9 protein-coding genes and 1 tRNA gene are annotated in these 14,283 nt (G+C 63.2%); 5 read left to right on the top strand and 5 right to left on the bottom strand.

Annotation, left to right across the window (positions count from 1 at the left end; genetic code table 11):
• Positions 1-44: 44 nt before the first annotated feature.
• The 4 genes from OO306_RS14815 to OO306_RS14800 form a co-directional block, all read right to left on the bottom strand.
• Positions 45-1,775, bottom strand: coding sequence for a dipeptidase (locus OO306_RS14815; protein WP_265969200.1), 1,731 nt, complete (start codon positions 1,773-1,775; stop codon positions 45-47).
• Between the two features lie 160 nt (positions 1,776-1,935).
• A tRNA-Arg gene (locus tag OO306_RS14810) sits at positions 1,936-2,012 on the bottom strand.
• A gap of 188 nt (positions 2,013-2,200) precedes the next feature.
• Positions 2,201-3,064 carry an ABC transporter ATP-binding protein gene (locus tag OO306_RS14805; protein ID WP_050580764.1) on the bottom strand — a complete coding sequence of 288 codons (864 nt, stop codon included), beginning with the start codon at positions 3,062-3,064 and terminating at the stop codon, positions 2,201-2,203.
• On the bottom strand, positions 3,061-4,659 hold the full coding sequence (locus tag OO306_RS14800; protein ID WP_265969197.1) for an ABC transporter permease: 1,599 nt from the start codon (positions 4,657-4,659) through the stop codon (positions 3,061-3,063). The genes OO306_RS14805 and OO306_RS14800 overlap by 4 nt, the downstream gene beginning before the upstream one ends.
• Before the next feature lie 300 nt (positions 4,660-4,959).
• Between OO306_RS14800 and OO306_RS14795 the strand changes: the two genes are divergently transcribed.
• Complete coding sequence (locus tag OO306_RS14795) at positions 4,960-5,997, top strand: ABC transporter substrate-binding protein (protein ID WP_265969196.1); 1,038 nt, start codon at positions 4,960-4,962, stop codon at positions 5,995-5,997.
• Positions 5,998-6,033: 36 nt separating this feature from the next.
• Positions 6,034-6,939, top strand: coding sequence for a TauD/TfdA family dioxygenase (locus tag OO306_RS14790; RefSeq protein WP_265969194.1), 906 nt, complete (start codon positions 6,034-6,036; stop codon positions 6,937-6,939).
• 130 nt (positions 6,940-7,069) lie between these two features.
• Here the strand turns inward: OO306_RS14790 and OO306_RS14785 are convergent, their stop codons facing one another.
• On the bottom strand, positions 7,070-7,984 hold the full coding sequence (locus OO306_RS14785) for a LysR family transcriptional regulator (RefSeq protein ID WP_027595151.1): 915 nt from the start codon (positions 7,982-7,984) through the stop codon (positions 7,070-7,072).
• Positions 7,985-8,177: 193 nt separating this feature from the next.
• Here OO306_RS14785 and OO306_RS14780 point away from each other — a divergent pair, with 193 nt between their 5' ends.
• The 3 genes from OO306_RS14780 (at position 8,178) to gabD (ending at position 14,197) form a co-directional block, all read left to right on the top strand.
• Positions 8,178-10,514 (top strand): TonB-dependent receptor, encoded by a 2,337-nt coding sequence (locus OO306_RS14780; protein ID WP_099428053.1) that lies wholly within the window; start codon positions 8,178-8,180, stop codon positions 10,512-10,514.
• 17 nt (positions 10,515-10,531) lie between these two features.
• Positions 10,532-12,208, top strand: a complete 1,677-nt coding sequence (locus tag OO306_RS14775; RefSeq protein WP_265969191.1) for an aryl-sulfate sulfotransferase — start codon at positions 10,532-10,534, stop codon at positions 12,206-12,208.
• 546 nt (positions 12,209-12,754) lie between these two features.
• Positions 12,755-14,197 (top strand): NADP-dependent succinate-semialdehyde dehydrogenase, encoded by a 1,443-nt coding sequence (gabD, locus tag OO306_RS14770; RefSeq protein ID WP_027595154.1) that lies wholly within the window; start codon positions 12,755-12,757, stop codon positions 14,195-14,197.
• The last annotated feature ends 86 nt before the right edge of the window (positions 14,198-14,283 follow it).

Below are 14,283 nucleotides of genomic sequence, written 5' to 3'. Positions count from 1 at the left end.
ACTGGCCTCTTCGCAGCACAAGGCTGCTCCTACAGGTGATTGCGCTACAGCTTCGGCATCTGCCCGATGCGCGCGACCATCTCGCTCACTACCTGCAGATCCAGCATGAACTGCTCCACGGTCTTGAACTCGTTGTCGTTGTGCCCGGTGTATTTCACGTCAGGCATGGCCAGGCCGAACTGCACGCCGTTGGGCAAGTCATGCACCGAGGTAGCCCCCGCCGAGGTGCCAAACTCGTGCTTCATGCCCAGGTTCTCGCTGGCCACGGCAAGCAGGGCCTTGACCCACTCGCCCTCCGGGTTGCGGTACATCGGCGCGTCGAGGCTGTAGTCGAAGGCCACCGGGACGTGGCTGGTGCTCTTCCATTTATCCAGCTTGGCCGCCAGGTCATCCTTGATCACGGCAATTTCCTTGCCCTTCGGGATACGCAGGTTGACCGCCAGTTTCAGCCCCTTGTCGTCCACGCCGACAAAGGTCGGCGAGGCGGTCAGCGGCCCCATGAACGCGTCTTCAAAGCCCACGCCGAGCTTTTTGCCCAGGTAGTCCAGGCCCCAGTTGTCGCTGGCATAACGGGCGGCGTCGGTGAACTGGTTGTGCTTGAGTGGCACCTGCTTGCCCAGGCCATCGATGAACACCAGCATGCGCGCCACCGGGTTGACCCCGGACTCTGGCTCCGAGGAGTGCGCCGAGACGCCTTTCACCGTGAGCTGCACGTCCTTGCCAACCACCTTGGCATCGATGCTGAAATCACCGCCGTTGCCCTTCACATACGCGGCACCGGCTTTGTTCAGGCTGGCTGCCAGTTCGGCAGGCTTGTCGCTGGCCAGGGTGGCGACCGACGTCGTCGGGATCTGGTTGGTGGCCAGGCCGCCGGTGAGGTGGGTGATTTCGGCGCCCTTGCCGGTGGCGGCGCGCTTGGCGAAGCTGGCCATGACCGTGCCGTAGCCTTTCTCGGCGATCACCACAGGGTAGCCGCCGTCCAGCGCCAGGTTGTAGTCGGGCGTCGGGTTGCGCTCGAAGTAGTAAGGGATCGCGTCACCGCTGGTTTCTTCGGTGGTGTCCACCAGCAGTTTGAGTTGCCGGGCCAGCGGCAGCTTCTCGTCCTTGGCCACTTTCAGCGCATACAGCGCCACGACGATGCCGTTCTTGTCGTCTTCGGTGCCGCGGCCATACATGCGGTCACCCACCAGCGTGACCTTGAAGGGGTCGAGGCGAGTGCCATCGTCCAGCTTCCAGTTGTCCGGGTTGACCGGCACCACGTCGGCGTGGGCATGGATGCCGACCACCTCTTTGCCTTCGCCCAGGGTGATCTCGTAGACCCGGTTGTCGATATTGCGGAACGTCAGGCCAAAGCCTTCGGCCAGGGCTTTGATCTTGTCCGCGATCTTCAGGAACTCGGGGTTCTCGTGCTGCGGCACGCCATCGACGCTGAAGGTGGGGATGGCCACCAGTTCGCGCAGGGTCTCGGTGGCGGCCTTGCCGTACTTGATACGGGTATACAGGCCCAGCAGGCGGTTGATTTCGTTCTGCTGCTCGTCGGCCAGCGGCGTGTTGGCCAGGTACGCGCTCAGCGTCTCGCCGAGGTTGTCGGCCTTGGCCAGGTCGCTGCCGTTGAGCTTGCCGATGAACTGTTTGAAGTCCGCCAGTTCTGTGCCGTCGTAGGCCTTGATGATGGCCGCGGATTGTTGCTGGGAGAGGTTGGCCTGGGCCGGTACGCTGAACAGGCCGATGCTGGCCAGCAGCAGTGAGGTAGCGGTGAGTTTTTTCAGGTACATGGGCGCGCGCATTCCTTCGCGAGTCATTGTTGGGGGTACCCGTTCGAAAAACGGGAAGGTGCCCACGCTAACACCAATGCTCTGCAGTACGGGAGTACCAGAAACGCGACATGTCGCACAAACGAAAAAGCCCCGGGAAAAATCCCAGGGCTTTCGAAGATGGCGCACTCGGCGGGATTCGAACCCACGACCCCTGCCTTCGGAGGGCAGTACTCTATCCAGCTGAGCTACGAGTGCAACGCGCACGCATGATACCCATCTGTTTCGGTTGCGTCCATCGCCTTGATCTGTAGCTGTTTTTACCCGTGCTTTGGGCATAACGCCTGTAGGAGCAGCCTTGTGCTGCGAAGAGGCCAGTGGCAGCAACGCAGACGTGTGCTGTTATCGCCGGCCTCTTCGCAGCACAAGGCTGCTCCTACAGGCCATCAGAGTGCGATCAGCTCGGGCCGCAGCCCTTCTACTCGGCGAACCACGGGTGGTAGGTAACCGCCGGCACCGGTGATCTGGTGCAGCACCTTCTCGCGCAGCCCATGCAGCGCCACGCCTGTGCGCAGGCGCGGGTGTGGCAGGTCGATTTCGACCACCGACTTGATCCGCCCCGGGCGCGGTTCCAGCACGACCACCCGGTCGGCCAGGTAGGTGGCCTCTTCGGCGTCGTGGGTCACCAGCAGGGTGGTGATGCCGGCTCGTTCCCGAATGGCCAGCAGCTCATCCTGCAGTTGCTGGCGGGTCAGCGCATCGAGCGCGCCGAAGGGCTCGTCAAGCAACAGGATCCGTGGGCTTGCCACCAGCCCGCGGGCGATCGCCACGCGCTGGGCCATGCCGCCGGAAAGCTGGTGCGGGTAAGCCGACTCGAACCCGCTAAGGCCGACCAGCAGCACAAATTCATGCACGCGCCGGGCGCGCTCACCCTGGGTCAGCTGTTCGTTGACCAGCCCCAGGGCGATGTTCTGCTCCACCGTCAGCCAGGGGAACAGGCGGTGTTCCTGAAACACGATGCCGCGTTCGCCGCCGATGCCACTGACCGCGCGCCCGTCGACGCGGATGCTGCCGCTGTAGTCGGTGTCGAGCCCCACCAGCAGGCGCAGCAGGGTAGATTTGCCACAGCCAGACGCACCGACGATGGCGATGAATTCGCCTTCGTTGATCGACAGGTTGAAATCGTGAATGGCCTCCAACGGTTGGCCATCGACGCGGAAAACCTTACCGACTCCCTCGAAGCTGACCAATGGCGGGGTGACGTCGGGTTGATTGGCCGCAGGCAGGTGCGAGGTGTTGAAGGCGTTCATGCGGTTCTCCAGCGCGTGGCGCGCGATTCGAGGCGTTGTCCGAGGGTGCCGAGCAGGGCGCCGACCAGGCCGATCAGGACCATGGCGGCCATCACCTGGTCCATGCGGAACAGCTGTTGGGCGCCGATCATCAGGCTGGCGATGCCGCCGTCAGAAGGCATGAAGTATTCGGCGCCGATGGTGCCCAGCCAGGCGTAGATCAGCGACAGGCGCAGGCCAGCGAAAATCGCCGGGGCAGCGCCGGGCAGCACCAACCGGCGCAAGCGTTGCCACAGGCTCAGGCGCAAGGTGCGGGCGGCCTCGCCCAGCTGAGGCGACAGCCCGGCGATACCGCGCTGGGTGGCGATCAGCAACGGGAAGAACGCCGCCAGGGCCACGAACACAGTCTTGGCGCCTTCGCCCAGGCCGAACCAGGCCGTAAGCAGAGGCACCCAGGCAAACAGCGCCACTTGGCGCACGGCCGTCAGGCTCGGGCCGAACACGCGCTCGGCGTGGTGCGAAAGCCCCAGCAGCAGGCCAACCAGCAAACCCGCGCCACCGCCCAGCACCAGGCCGGTCAAGGTGCGTTGCAGGCTCAGCAGCAACGCCTGTGGCAGCGTGCCGTCCGCCAGCCCGCTGAACAGGGTGTGCAGCACGCCCAGCGGTGACGTGAGGATGTTCTGGTCGACCCAGCCAACGTTGCTGGTGACCTGCCACAGTGCCAGCAGTGCAATCGGCAGCAGTAGACTTTGCCAACCTTTTGGGATCGGGCCGCGCTGCTGCTCGCCGGTTGCGGGTTGCGGCCAGAACAGCAGGCGTTTCTCCAGGCGCGAGAAGCCTTGCTCCATGAGCGCCCCAACCAGGCCGATCACCAGGATGCAGAGCAGCACCAGGTCGAGCATGAACAACTGCCTGCCCCACACCATCAGGTAGCCGATGCCCTCGCTGGAGGCCAGCAGCTCCACGGCCAGCAACGACGTCCAGCCGGTAGCCAGGGCCAGGCGTACGCCCGTGAGGAAGGCGGGCAGGGCGGCGGGCAACAGCAGCCGCAGGAACAACAGGTGACGGGGCAAGCGCAACGCCGCTGCAGCTTCACGCAGCTTGGGTTGGGCATCGCGCACGCCAACCAGGGTGTGCAGGGTGACCGGCACCACCACGGCTTTGACCAGCACCACCAGCTTCAGCAACTCGCCGATGCCGAAAAACAGCATGAACAGCGGAATCCAGGCCAGGGTGGGAATTTGCGCCAGCGCGACGAAGGTGGGCAGCACCAGCGTCTGTGCCCGCCGCGACGACCCCAGCCAGGTACCCAGCAGCAACCCGCTGACAATTCCGACCGCCAAGCCCCAGAACAGCCGCTGCACACTTATCCACAGGTGCCCCCAAAGCTCCCCGGAGCCAAACTCCAGCGCGCTCTCCCACACCCGCGAAGGCGCCGGCAAAATCTGCTCGCTCATCCAGTGTTGCTGGCTGGCGACCACCCACAACACCGCGATCAACACCGGCAATACCCAAGAAAGGTACGCAGCCCTCTTGTAGGCGCTGCCTTGCGTCGCGAAAGGGCCGCGAAGCGGCCCCCGAAGCCACCCCCAACTCCTGTTCAGAATTCCATTCATCGGCATCTCTCGAACGAAGCGTTGTTATCTTATGCACTAATGGAATTAAAAATTCATAAGTGCGCATTTCAAGAGATAAGAGCATGCAACCCTTGCATGCGCAAACCCCTTACCGTTGCGTTTTCCTCATATTTTCCATGCGTTCCCCGCAAGCCCCCCGCAGGCCCGCATAACGCCTGATTTATGCCTTCTGGTTACTAAAAAATGAAGTTTTGATCTTTGTAGGTTCTAACCAGACCTGCCTAGCTTCTGGCCAAAGCGCCGGCCTTCGTCGGTGGCAGCCTGCCAAGGAGCCTTGCCATGAAAACCCCACTACGCCACCTGATCACCGCCCTTGGGCTGGTCTTCACCCTCAACGCCCACGCTGCCGAGTCAGCCCAGCCAGCGAGCATCCGCATCGCCGTGCCCGACTTGAGCGCTGGCAGCAAACACAGCGCCGGGGGCGTGGTCGATGTGCTGCGCGACCAGCAATTGCTGGAGAAGGAATTTGCCAAGGACGGCATCCGCATCGATTGGCACTTCTTCAAGGGCGCAGGGCCGGTGGTGAACGAGGCCCTGGCCAATGGCCAAGCCGACTTTGCCTACCTGGGGGACCTGGCTGCGATCGTCGGCAAGGCCAATGGCTTGGATACCCGCGTGCTGTCGGCCGGCGTGCGGGGGGTGAAAAGCTACCTGGGGGTGGTGCCGGGGTCCGGCATCAAGACCCTGCACGACCTCAAGGGCAAGCGTGTGGCGGTGTTCCGCGGCACTGCCAACCAGCTGTCGTTCGCCAGCGCGCTGGCCAGCCAGGGGCTGTCCGAGCGTGACCTGAAGGTGATCAACCTCGACTTCAACGCTGCCAACGCCGCAATCGCCGCCAAGCAGATCGATGCCACCTGGGGCCTGTCGAACCTGCTGGCGCTGCGTGAACGCGGGCTGGTCGAGCTGCCCGTCAATTCCCGCGACCTGCAAGGCGCCGGCAGCACCCAAGCGGTCTTGCTGGGCACCGGCGAATTCATCCGCCAGCACCCAGACCTGGTACAGCGCCTGGTCAATGCCCAGGAGCAGGCTACCGCGTGGCTGCGTGACGAACACAACCGCGACGCCTACGTCGACCTGGTGGCAAACAACGCCAGCTGGCCGCGCAGCATCCTCAGCGATGACTTGGCCAAGGAAAACCTCGCGCATTACTTCGACCCACGCCTGGACGCTGATTTTCTGGCCCAACTGCAGCAGGGCGTCGACTTGGCCGCCAAAGAGCGCCTGATCCGCCGTGGCTTCCAGGTTGCCGACTGGGTTGAGCCACGCTTTCTCGACACCGCACTGCAACAGCAGCAGGCCGTCCAGGCCGCCCGCTAACCCTTTGAACCGACAATAACCGCAAGGACCACGACCATGAGCAATGCCGCCCTGGCCACCGCGCCACTCGCCCTTGAACTCGACATCCATCCGGTTGCCGGCCGTATCGGCGCCGAGATCCGCGGGTTGAAGCTTTCTGCCGACCTGGATGCCGCCACGATCGACGCCATACAGGCGGCCTTGGTCGAGCACAAAGTGATCTTCTTCCGTGGCCAGACCCACCTGGACGACCAGAGCCAGGAAGGCTTCGCCAAGTTGCTGGGCGAACCGGTCGCCCACCCCACCGTGCCGGTGGTCGATGGCACCAGCTACCTGCTCCAGCTTGATGGTGCCGAAGGCCAGCGGGCCAACTCCTGGCACACCGACGTGACCTTCGTCGATGCCTACCCCAAAGCCTCCATCCTGCGCAGCGTGGTGGCGCCGGCGTCTGGTGGGGATACCGTGTGGGCCAATACTGCAGCGGCGTACCTGGAGCTGCCCGAGCCACTGCGCGAGCTGGCCGACAAGTTGTGGGCGGTGCACAGCAACGAATACGACTACGCGTCCCTCAAGCCTGACGTCGACCCGGCCAAGCTGGAGCGTTATCGCCAGGTGTTCACCTCGACGGTGTACGAGACCGAGCATCCGGTCGTGCGCGTGCACCCGGTCAGCGGTGAGCGGGCGCTGCAGTTGGGGCACTTCGTGAAGCGCATCAAGGGTTATTCGCTGGCCGACTCGCAGCACCTGTTCGCCGTGCTGCAGGGGCATGTCACGCGCTTGGAAAACACCGTGCGCTGGCGCTGGGAAGCGGGGGATGTGGCGATCTGGGATAACCGCGCGACGCAGCATTATGCGGTGGATGACTATGGCACCCAGCCGCGTGTGGTTCGGCGGGTGACGTTGGCGGGTGAGGTGCCGGTGGGGGTGGATGGGCAACTGAGCCGCACAACCCGTAAAGGCTAAGTACTGCCCAGTCTGTGGGAGCAGCCTTGTGCTGCGAAGAGGCCGGTGCTGCCAGGCTCATTACGTTTGGCATGCGCCGGCCTCTTCGCAGCACAAGGCTGCTCCTACACACAGCGGGCGATAGGGTTGTTCATAGGTCGGTATCACAGGCAATCAACTGCCTGACCAACCCCTGCGCCAACGGCGACAACCCATACCCCACCCGGCTCACCACCCCATAGCGGGTATAAAACGCTTCTTCGTGCTCCGGCGCCAAGTCCGAAAGCTTCAGCGCCACCAGCCCCCCGTCACGTTGATACGGCCGCAGGTTGGCATTGCAGGCAATGCCGATGGTGTCCGAATGCATCACCACATTCAGCAACGCATAGCCATGTTCGCATTCCACCGTGGGCAGAAAATCCTGCCGTCCGCTGAGGTCGCTGAGGACCTTGCGGATGTTCGGCGGGCGAAAGGTGGTGGCCAGTGGGTACTCGAACAGGTCCCGCGCCTGCACTGCTTGCCGCGTGGTCAGTGGGTGCCCAGCGCGGCAGCAGAAGTGCCAGCGCTGCGGCGCCAGCTTGTGCACGCGGTAATCCGGGTCTGACTCGAACTGGCGCGTGTCGGCGACGAAAAACTCGATCTCTTCGGCGATCAGCTTGCGGTTCAACGCCTGCCAGTTATCCACCTGAAAACACGTGCGCGCCGCTGGGTATTCGGCGACGAAGCGCGCCACTGCCCGTGGCACCAAGCCCCCCGCTGGCGCAGGGCCGGAACCGAAGCGCACCACGCCCGTGGTGGCGCCGTTGAACTGGTGGATTTCATTGACCAGGTTGTGCGCCCCGTGCACCAGCCGCCGTGAATGCTCCAACACCAGCAAACCCTGGCGGGTGGGGGCCAGCTCTTTGCTGGCGCGGTCCACCAGGCGGCAGCCGATGTTGTGCTCGAGGGTCTGGATGCTGCGGCTGAAGGCCGATTGCGAGAGGTTCACCGCAGCGGCCGCGGCCACGAAACTGCGGTGTTCGACCAGGGCAATGTAGTGGCGCAGCTGACGGAGATCGATATGCATTTTCTACATTAAAACCTTCGGTCAAATGCAATTGCTGATAAGGGTGAGTCCCCTTATAAAGGCTGTTACTTATTCCACTAAATATGAATTACAAATATTTATATCACTTAAAAGAATATAAGCCCGACTGACCGCGATTCGGTTCCGCCAACGGAAATGCTCGCTCAGGGCCCATGCCTCAAGGAGCATCAGCATGTCCCGAGTTTCCCGTTGGCCTGCGCGCGCATCGCGGTTCACCCTGCAACCCTTGGCCGCTGGCGTGTTGCTGGCGGCATCCACTGGCAGCTTTGCCGAAGCGCCTGTCAGCACAGCCCCTGCCGTGGAGCAGGAGGCCAAGCTTGGCACCGTTACCGTCAACGCCCGCCGTCGCGAAGAAACCGCACAGAGCGTGCCCACGCCGATCAGCGTGCTGAACAGCGAAACCCTGGAAACCCAGCGCATCTACCGCGTGCAGGACCTGCAACAACTGGTGCCCAGCACCAACGTCGCCTATGTGCATGCCCGTCAATCGAGCATCTCGATCCGTGGTCTGGGCAACAACCCGGCCAGCGATGGCCTGGAAGGCAGCGTCGGCATCTACCTGGACAACGTCTACCTCGGTCGCCCCGGCATGGCGGTGTTCGACCTGCTGGATGTCGAGCAACTGGAGGTGTTGCGCGGCCCGCAAGGCACGCTGTTCGGCAAGAACACCACCGCCGGTGTGCTCAACATCACCACGCGCAAGCCGACCTTCCACCGTGAGGGCAGCGTTCAGCAGTCGATTGGTGAAGATGGCTACCTGCAGACCCAGGGCAGCTTTTCCGGGCCGATCAGCGACACCCTGGCCGGGCGCATCAGTGCCTACCGCACCGAAGACGATGGCTACGTGAAGAACATCCACAACGGTGACGACCTCAACGGCGGCAAGCGCCAGGGCTTTCGTACCCAATTGCTGTTCAAGCCCAGCGAAACCTTCAACCTGCGCTGGATCGGCGAGTACAACGAAGAAGATTCCAACAACGGCATCCTCAGCTTGTACAGCACCGGCCCGACCATCAACGGCGTCAACCGCTACGAGAGCCTGGCAGCGCAGGCCGGCGCGACGCTGGTGTCGGGCAAGGACCGCAAGGTCAATTTCGATGCCGATCAGCAGGTGACGGTGTTCCAGGGTGGCACTTCGGTCGAGGCCAACTGGACCTTGCCCAACGACTTCACCCTCACCTCGATCACCGCCTACCGCTGGTGGGACTTTACCCCGCGCAACGACGATGGCCTCAACGTGCCGGTGTTCTACAGCGCTGGTGTGTCGGTGCGCGACAAGCAGTATTCGCAGGAGATTCGCCTGGCTTCGCCGACCGGTGGTGCCTTCGACTACGTGCTGGGCGCGTACTACTTCAAGCAGGACCTGGACAATAAGTCCTTCACCTATTACGGCCCTCAGGCAGACATCTGGAACATCACCCCGGCGGGCGCCCTGAACAACGTCAACACCCTCGGTGATGGCCACATCGACACCGACAGCTATGCCCTGTTCGCCCAGGGCACCTGGCACCTTACCGACCGCCTGGACTTCACCGCCGGTGTGCGCGGCACTTACGAGGAGAAAAGCGCCTGGGTGACCCGTGATGCGCCTACGGGGGGCGCGGCGGTCACCGGCGCCGCAGCGGCGGCGCGCCAGGGCCGGGTGGGGGCCTACGACTCGGGGGATCTCAACCAGTACAGCTTCAGCCCCTCTGGCCTGCTGGGCCTGAGTTACCGCTTCAACGACCAGGTACTGGGTTATGCCACCCTGACCCATGGCGAGAAATCCGGGGGTATCAACCTTACCGTCGGCGCCGCGCCGCGCTTGGGCACTGACTCGCTGCTGGTCGGCACCGAGCGGGTCAACAACGCCGAAATCGGGGTCAAGAGCACGCTGCTGGATGATCGCCTGCAGCTCAACGCCAACCTGTTCTGGGCCGAAGTGCATGGCTACCAGGCCAACGTGTATGACGAGGCCAACCGCGTGCAGTACCTGGCCAACGCGGGGCGTGTGCGTTCGCGTGGACTGGAGTTCGAGGCCACGGCACTGCCGGTGCGCGGCCTCACGGTCAACTTCAACGGCTCGTGGAACGACGTGCGCTACACCGAGTACGACGATGCGCCATGCCCGCCCGAAGTCAGCCTGGCCAATGCCACCGCCACCTGCGACCTGTCGGGCCATCAGGTGGTCGGCGCCTCCAAGTACATCGCCAACCTCAACGCCCAGTACAAGTGGCAGCTGGCCGAGCGCGTCGAGCCCTACGTCACCGCCAGCTACGCCTTCCGTTCCAAGGCGGTGGGCACCATCGACGACTCTGATTTCGGCCAGATCCCCAGCTATGCGCTGGTCAACCTCTCCACCGGCGTGCGCCTGGACCAGGGCGACGGCGTGCTCGACCTGTCGCTGTGGGTGAAAAACGCCGGCGACAAGACCTACTTCACCAGCCTGTGGAACTCCGCCAACGGTGGCTATGCCGGGGTACTCGGCACCCCTCGCACCTTCGGCGCTACCGCCCGTTACGACTTCTGAGCACAAGGAGCTTTGCCATGAATGCTAAAACCGAAACCCCTGCATTGCCTGAAGGCGCCTGCCTCACAGCCAAGGTCCCCGGGCCTGATGAGGCGCTGTTGGGCGACGTGGTGGTCAACCCGTACCGCCTGGCACCGCTGACAGCCATCATCCGCGATGGCGGGCGTACGCTGAGTGCGGCCCATGTGCGCGTGCTGGGCCGCGGCGAGCGGGGCGTAGACATCGCCTACGAGGTGTCGGACCGCTCGCTGTGGACCTATGGCGGCATCCCGGTGTTCGGGTTGTACCCCGACTACGTCAACCAGGTTGAAGTGACCTACAAGCTCGATGGCGAGCGCATCCGCGAGCGTTATCAGGTCTATGCGCCGGCAGTGCGCCTGCCGGTGGTGGCGAAGCAGACTGCGGCGTTGCCAGAGGTCGAACCCATCAAGGTAGCGCCCGGCTTCGAAAACCGTCTTTACCTGTTCAACCACCTGCAGGGGGATATTCCGGGCGGCCGCGCCTTCAAGTGGAATGCCCTGGGCGGTGCGGCCGAGTGGGACCAAGTGGGCAACAACTGGATCGCCGACAGTAATGGCGACGTGCGCTGGTACCTGGATATCGAGCAGATTCACGATTCCAACCGCCGGGACGGCCTGGGCGGCACCATGGGCTTCCAGCAGACCCGTGACGGCAAGTTGATCTGGGGCCAGGGCCAGACTTACTCCAAGTACGACCTGCTTGGCCGGCGCATCTGGCAACGCAGCTTGCCGGACAAGTTTGCCGACTTCTCCCACGAAATCCGCGAGACCGCCAACGGCACTTACCTGTTGCGGGTCGGTACCAGCGACTATCGCCGGCCAGACGGCAAGCGCGTGCGCTCGATCCGTGACCACATCATCGAGGTGAGCGAAGCGGGTGATGTGTTGGACTTCTGGGACCTGAACCAGATCCTCGACCCGTACCGCGGCGACCTGCTGGAAACCCTTGGCAAGGCGGCGATCCAATTACCCGACGGCGTGCAAAAGCACGAAGACCGGCTGGCCAACGAACTGGCCGAAGGCGACCTGCCGTTCGGTGACACCCCAGGCGTTGGCACCGGGCGCAACTGGGCGCACGTCAATGCCATCGACTACGACGCAGATGACGACAGCATCATCGTTTCAGCACGCCATCAAGGCGTGGTGAAGATCGGCCGTGACAAAACCGTGAAGTGGATTCTCGCCTCGCCGCAGGGGTGGCCGGAGCGCTTGCAGGACAAGGTGCTGACGCCGGTGCAGAGCGAAGGCTTCGATTGGTCCTGGACCCAGCACACCGCCTGGCTCACGGGCAAAGGCACGTTGACCGTGTTCGACAACGGCTGGGGGCGCGATTTTGCCCCAACCAAGCTGGCTGGTAACTACAGCCGCGCGGTGGAGTACAAGATCGACGAGGCCAAGGGCACGGTCGAGCAGGTGTGGGAGTACGGCAAAGCGCGCGGTGACGAATGGTACAGCCCGGTGACCTCGGTGGTGGCCTACCGGCCCGAGACCGATACCCAGTTCATCTATTCGGCCTCGGTGAATTTCCTGACCCCAGAGAAGCTGACTACCACCGTGCTCAATGAGGTGCGCCGCGGGACGCAGGAGGTGCTGGTGGAGCTGAAGGTGCACAGCCGGCAGCCGGGCAGTGTCGGGTATCGGGCGTTGGTGATAGACCTGGGCAAGGCGTTCTGAGGTTTGATCGTTTCTTGATCAAGGGGTGTGGCTTTCATGCGCCAGCCTTGGATTTTGAGGTGGGGCGCAAATCGAGCGCCGCCCGCGCGGCGCTTCGCGGGGCAAGTCGGACCGCCGCACCGCCGCTCCCACATCTGTTTCGGGCCAGTGAGACCTGTGGCATTTGCGCGCGACCACCTTGTTTGTACGACGCGATATTGAGACGGGCGCCAAGGGGCCGCGCGCCAATCCTTCGGGATAACTGGCCCGAAACAGATGTGGGAGCGGGCTTGCCCCGCGAAGCGCCGCGCGGGCGGCGCTCGATCTCATAGGCGCTGAAAATCTCACGCCAAACACTCCCCCTTTCACATTTCTTTCAGCCCGATCGTCTACCCTGTACCGGCCCTTTTGCGGGCGATTTCGGATAGTCTGTTCAACCATTCGTTCTTTTTTTCGAACAGCCTATTGTCCTACACCCCAGCAGCCGCTTAGCATTCGTTTGAGATTTCAAACGCTCGATGCCCTGCTTTGGGCGCTTTTCAACAATCAACAATTCGGGAAGCCGACATGCAGCTCAAAGACGCTCAGTTGTTCCGCCAGCAAGCCTATATCAATGGTGAGTGGCTGGATGCGGACAATGGCCAGACCATCAAGGTGACCAACCCGGCCACCGGCGAAGTCATCGGTACCGTGCCGAAGATGGGCACTGCGGAAACCCGCCGCGCCATCGAAGCCGCCGACAAGGCCCTGCCGGCCTGGCGCGCCCTGACCGCCAAAGAGCGTTCGGCCAAGCTGCGTCGCTGGTTCGAACTGATGATCGAGAACCAGGACGACCTGGCTCGCCTGATGACCACCGAGCAAGGCAAGCCATTGGCCGAAGCCAAAGGCGAAATCGCCTACGCCGCCTCGTTCATCGAGTGGTTCGCCGAAGAAGCCAAGCGCGTCTACGGTGACACCATCCCAGGCCACCAGCCTGACAAGCGCCTGATCGTCATCAAGCAGCCAATCGGCGTTACCGCGGCCATCACCCCGTGGAACTTCCCGGCGGCCATGATCACCCGTAAAGCCGGCCCGGCCCTGGCCGCTGGCTGCACCATGGTGCTCAAGCCTGCTTCGCAGACCCCGTACTCCGCGCTGGCCCTGGTCGAGCTGGCTCACCGTGCCGGCATCCCGGCTGGTGTGCTGAGCGTCGTCACCGGCAGCGCTGGCGAAGTCGGCGGCGAGCTGACTGGCAACTCCCTGGTTCGCAAACTGTCCTTCACCGGCTCGACCGAAATCGGTCGCCAGCTGATGCAAGAATGCGCCAAGGACATCAAGAAGGTTTCCCTGGAGCTGGGCGGCAACGCGCCGTTCATCGTGTTCGACGACGCTGACCTGGACAAGGCAGTCGAAGGCGCGATCATCTCCAAGTACCGCAACAACGGCCAGACCTGCGTCTGCGCCAACCGTATCTACGTGCAGGACGGCGTCTACGACGCGTTCGCCGAGAAGCTGGCTGCTGCAGTGGCCAAGCTGAAGATCGGTAACGGTCTGGAAGACGGCACCACCACTGGCCCGCTGATCGACGGCAAAGCTGTCGCCAAGGTTCAGGAACACATCGAAGACGCGGTCGCCAAAGGCGCCAAGGTGCTGGCCGGTGGCAAGCTGATCGAAGGCAACTTCTTCGAGCCGACCATTCTGGTCAACGTGCCGAAGACCGCTGCTGTCGCCAAGGAAGAGACCTTCGGCCCACTGGCGCCGCTGTTCCGCTTCCAGGACGAAGCCGAAGTTATCGCCATGTCCAACGACACCGAGTTCGGCCTGGCTTCGTACTTCTACGCCCGCGACATGAGCCGTGTGTTCCGTGTTGCCGAAGCGCTGGAATACGGCATGGTTGGCATCAACACCGGCCTGATTTCCAACGAAGTCGCACCGTTTGGCGGTATCAAGGCTTCGGGCCTGGGCCGCGAAGGTTCCAAATACGGTATCGAGGACTACCTCGAAATCAAATACCTGTGCATCAGCGTCTGATCACCGGTTAAAAGGCTTTACCTCTGCCAGCGGGGCGCGAGAGCGACGTCTCGCTGGCCTTTTTTACATGCAGTACCTGGTGGCCA

The organism is Pseudomonas sp. DCB_AW, from assembly GCF_026240895.1.
In the GTDB taxonomy this organism is placed as follows: Bacteria; Pseudomonadota; Gammaproteobacteria; order Pseudomonadales; family Pseudomonadaceae; genus Aquipseudomonas; species Aquipseudomonas kermanshahensis.
Note: the sequence above shows the minus strand (reverse complement) of the source record. Positions and strands in the feature narration are given on the sequence as shown.

Excerpts from the sequence above, each read along its gene's own strand:
- OO306_RS14805 (WP_050580764.1), bottom strand. The coding sequence starts at position 3,064 with ATGAACGCCTTCAACACCTCGCACCTGCCTGCGGCCAATCAACCCGAC.
- OO306_RS14795 (WP_265969196.1), top strand. The coding sequence starts at position 4,960 with ATGAAAACCCCACTACGCCACCTGATCACCGCCCTTGGGCTGGTCTTC.
- OO306_RS14790 (WP_265969194.1), top strand. The coding sequence starts at position 6,034 with ATGAGCAATGCCGCCCTGGCCACCGCGCCACTCGCCCTTGAACTCGAC.
- OO306_RS14815 (WP_265969200.1), bottom strand. The coding sequence starts at position 1,775 with ATGTACCTGAAAAAACTCACCGCTACCTCACTGCTGCTGGCCAGCATC.
- OO306_RS14775 (WP_265969191.1), top strand. The coding sequence starts at position 10,532 with ATGAATGCTAAAACCGAAACCCCTGCATTGCCTGAAGGCGCCTGCCTC.
- OO306_RS14785 (WP_027595151.1), bottom strand. The coding sequence starts at position 7,984 with ATGCATATCGATCTCCGTCAGCTGCGCCACTACATTGCCCTGGTCGAA.
- OO306_RS14780 (WP_099428053.1), top strand. The coding sequence starts at position 8,178 with ATGTCCCGAGTTTCCCGTTGGCCTGCGCGCGCATCGCGGTTCACCCTG.
- OO306_RS14800 (WP_265969197.1), bottom strand. The coding sequence starts at position 4,659 with ATGAATGGAATTCTGAACAGGAGTTGGGGGTGGCTTCGGGGGCCGCTT.
- gabD (WP_027595154.1), top strand. The coding sequence starts at position 12,755 with ATGCAGCTCAAAGACGCTCAGTTGTTCCGCCAGCAAGCCTATATCAAT.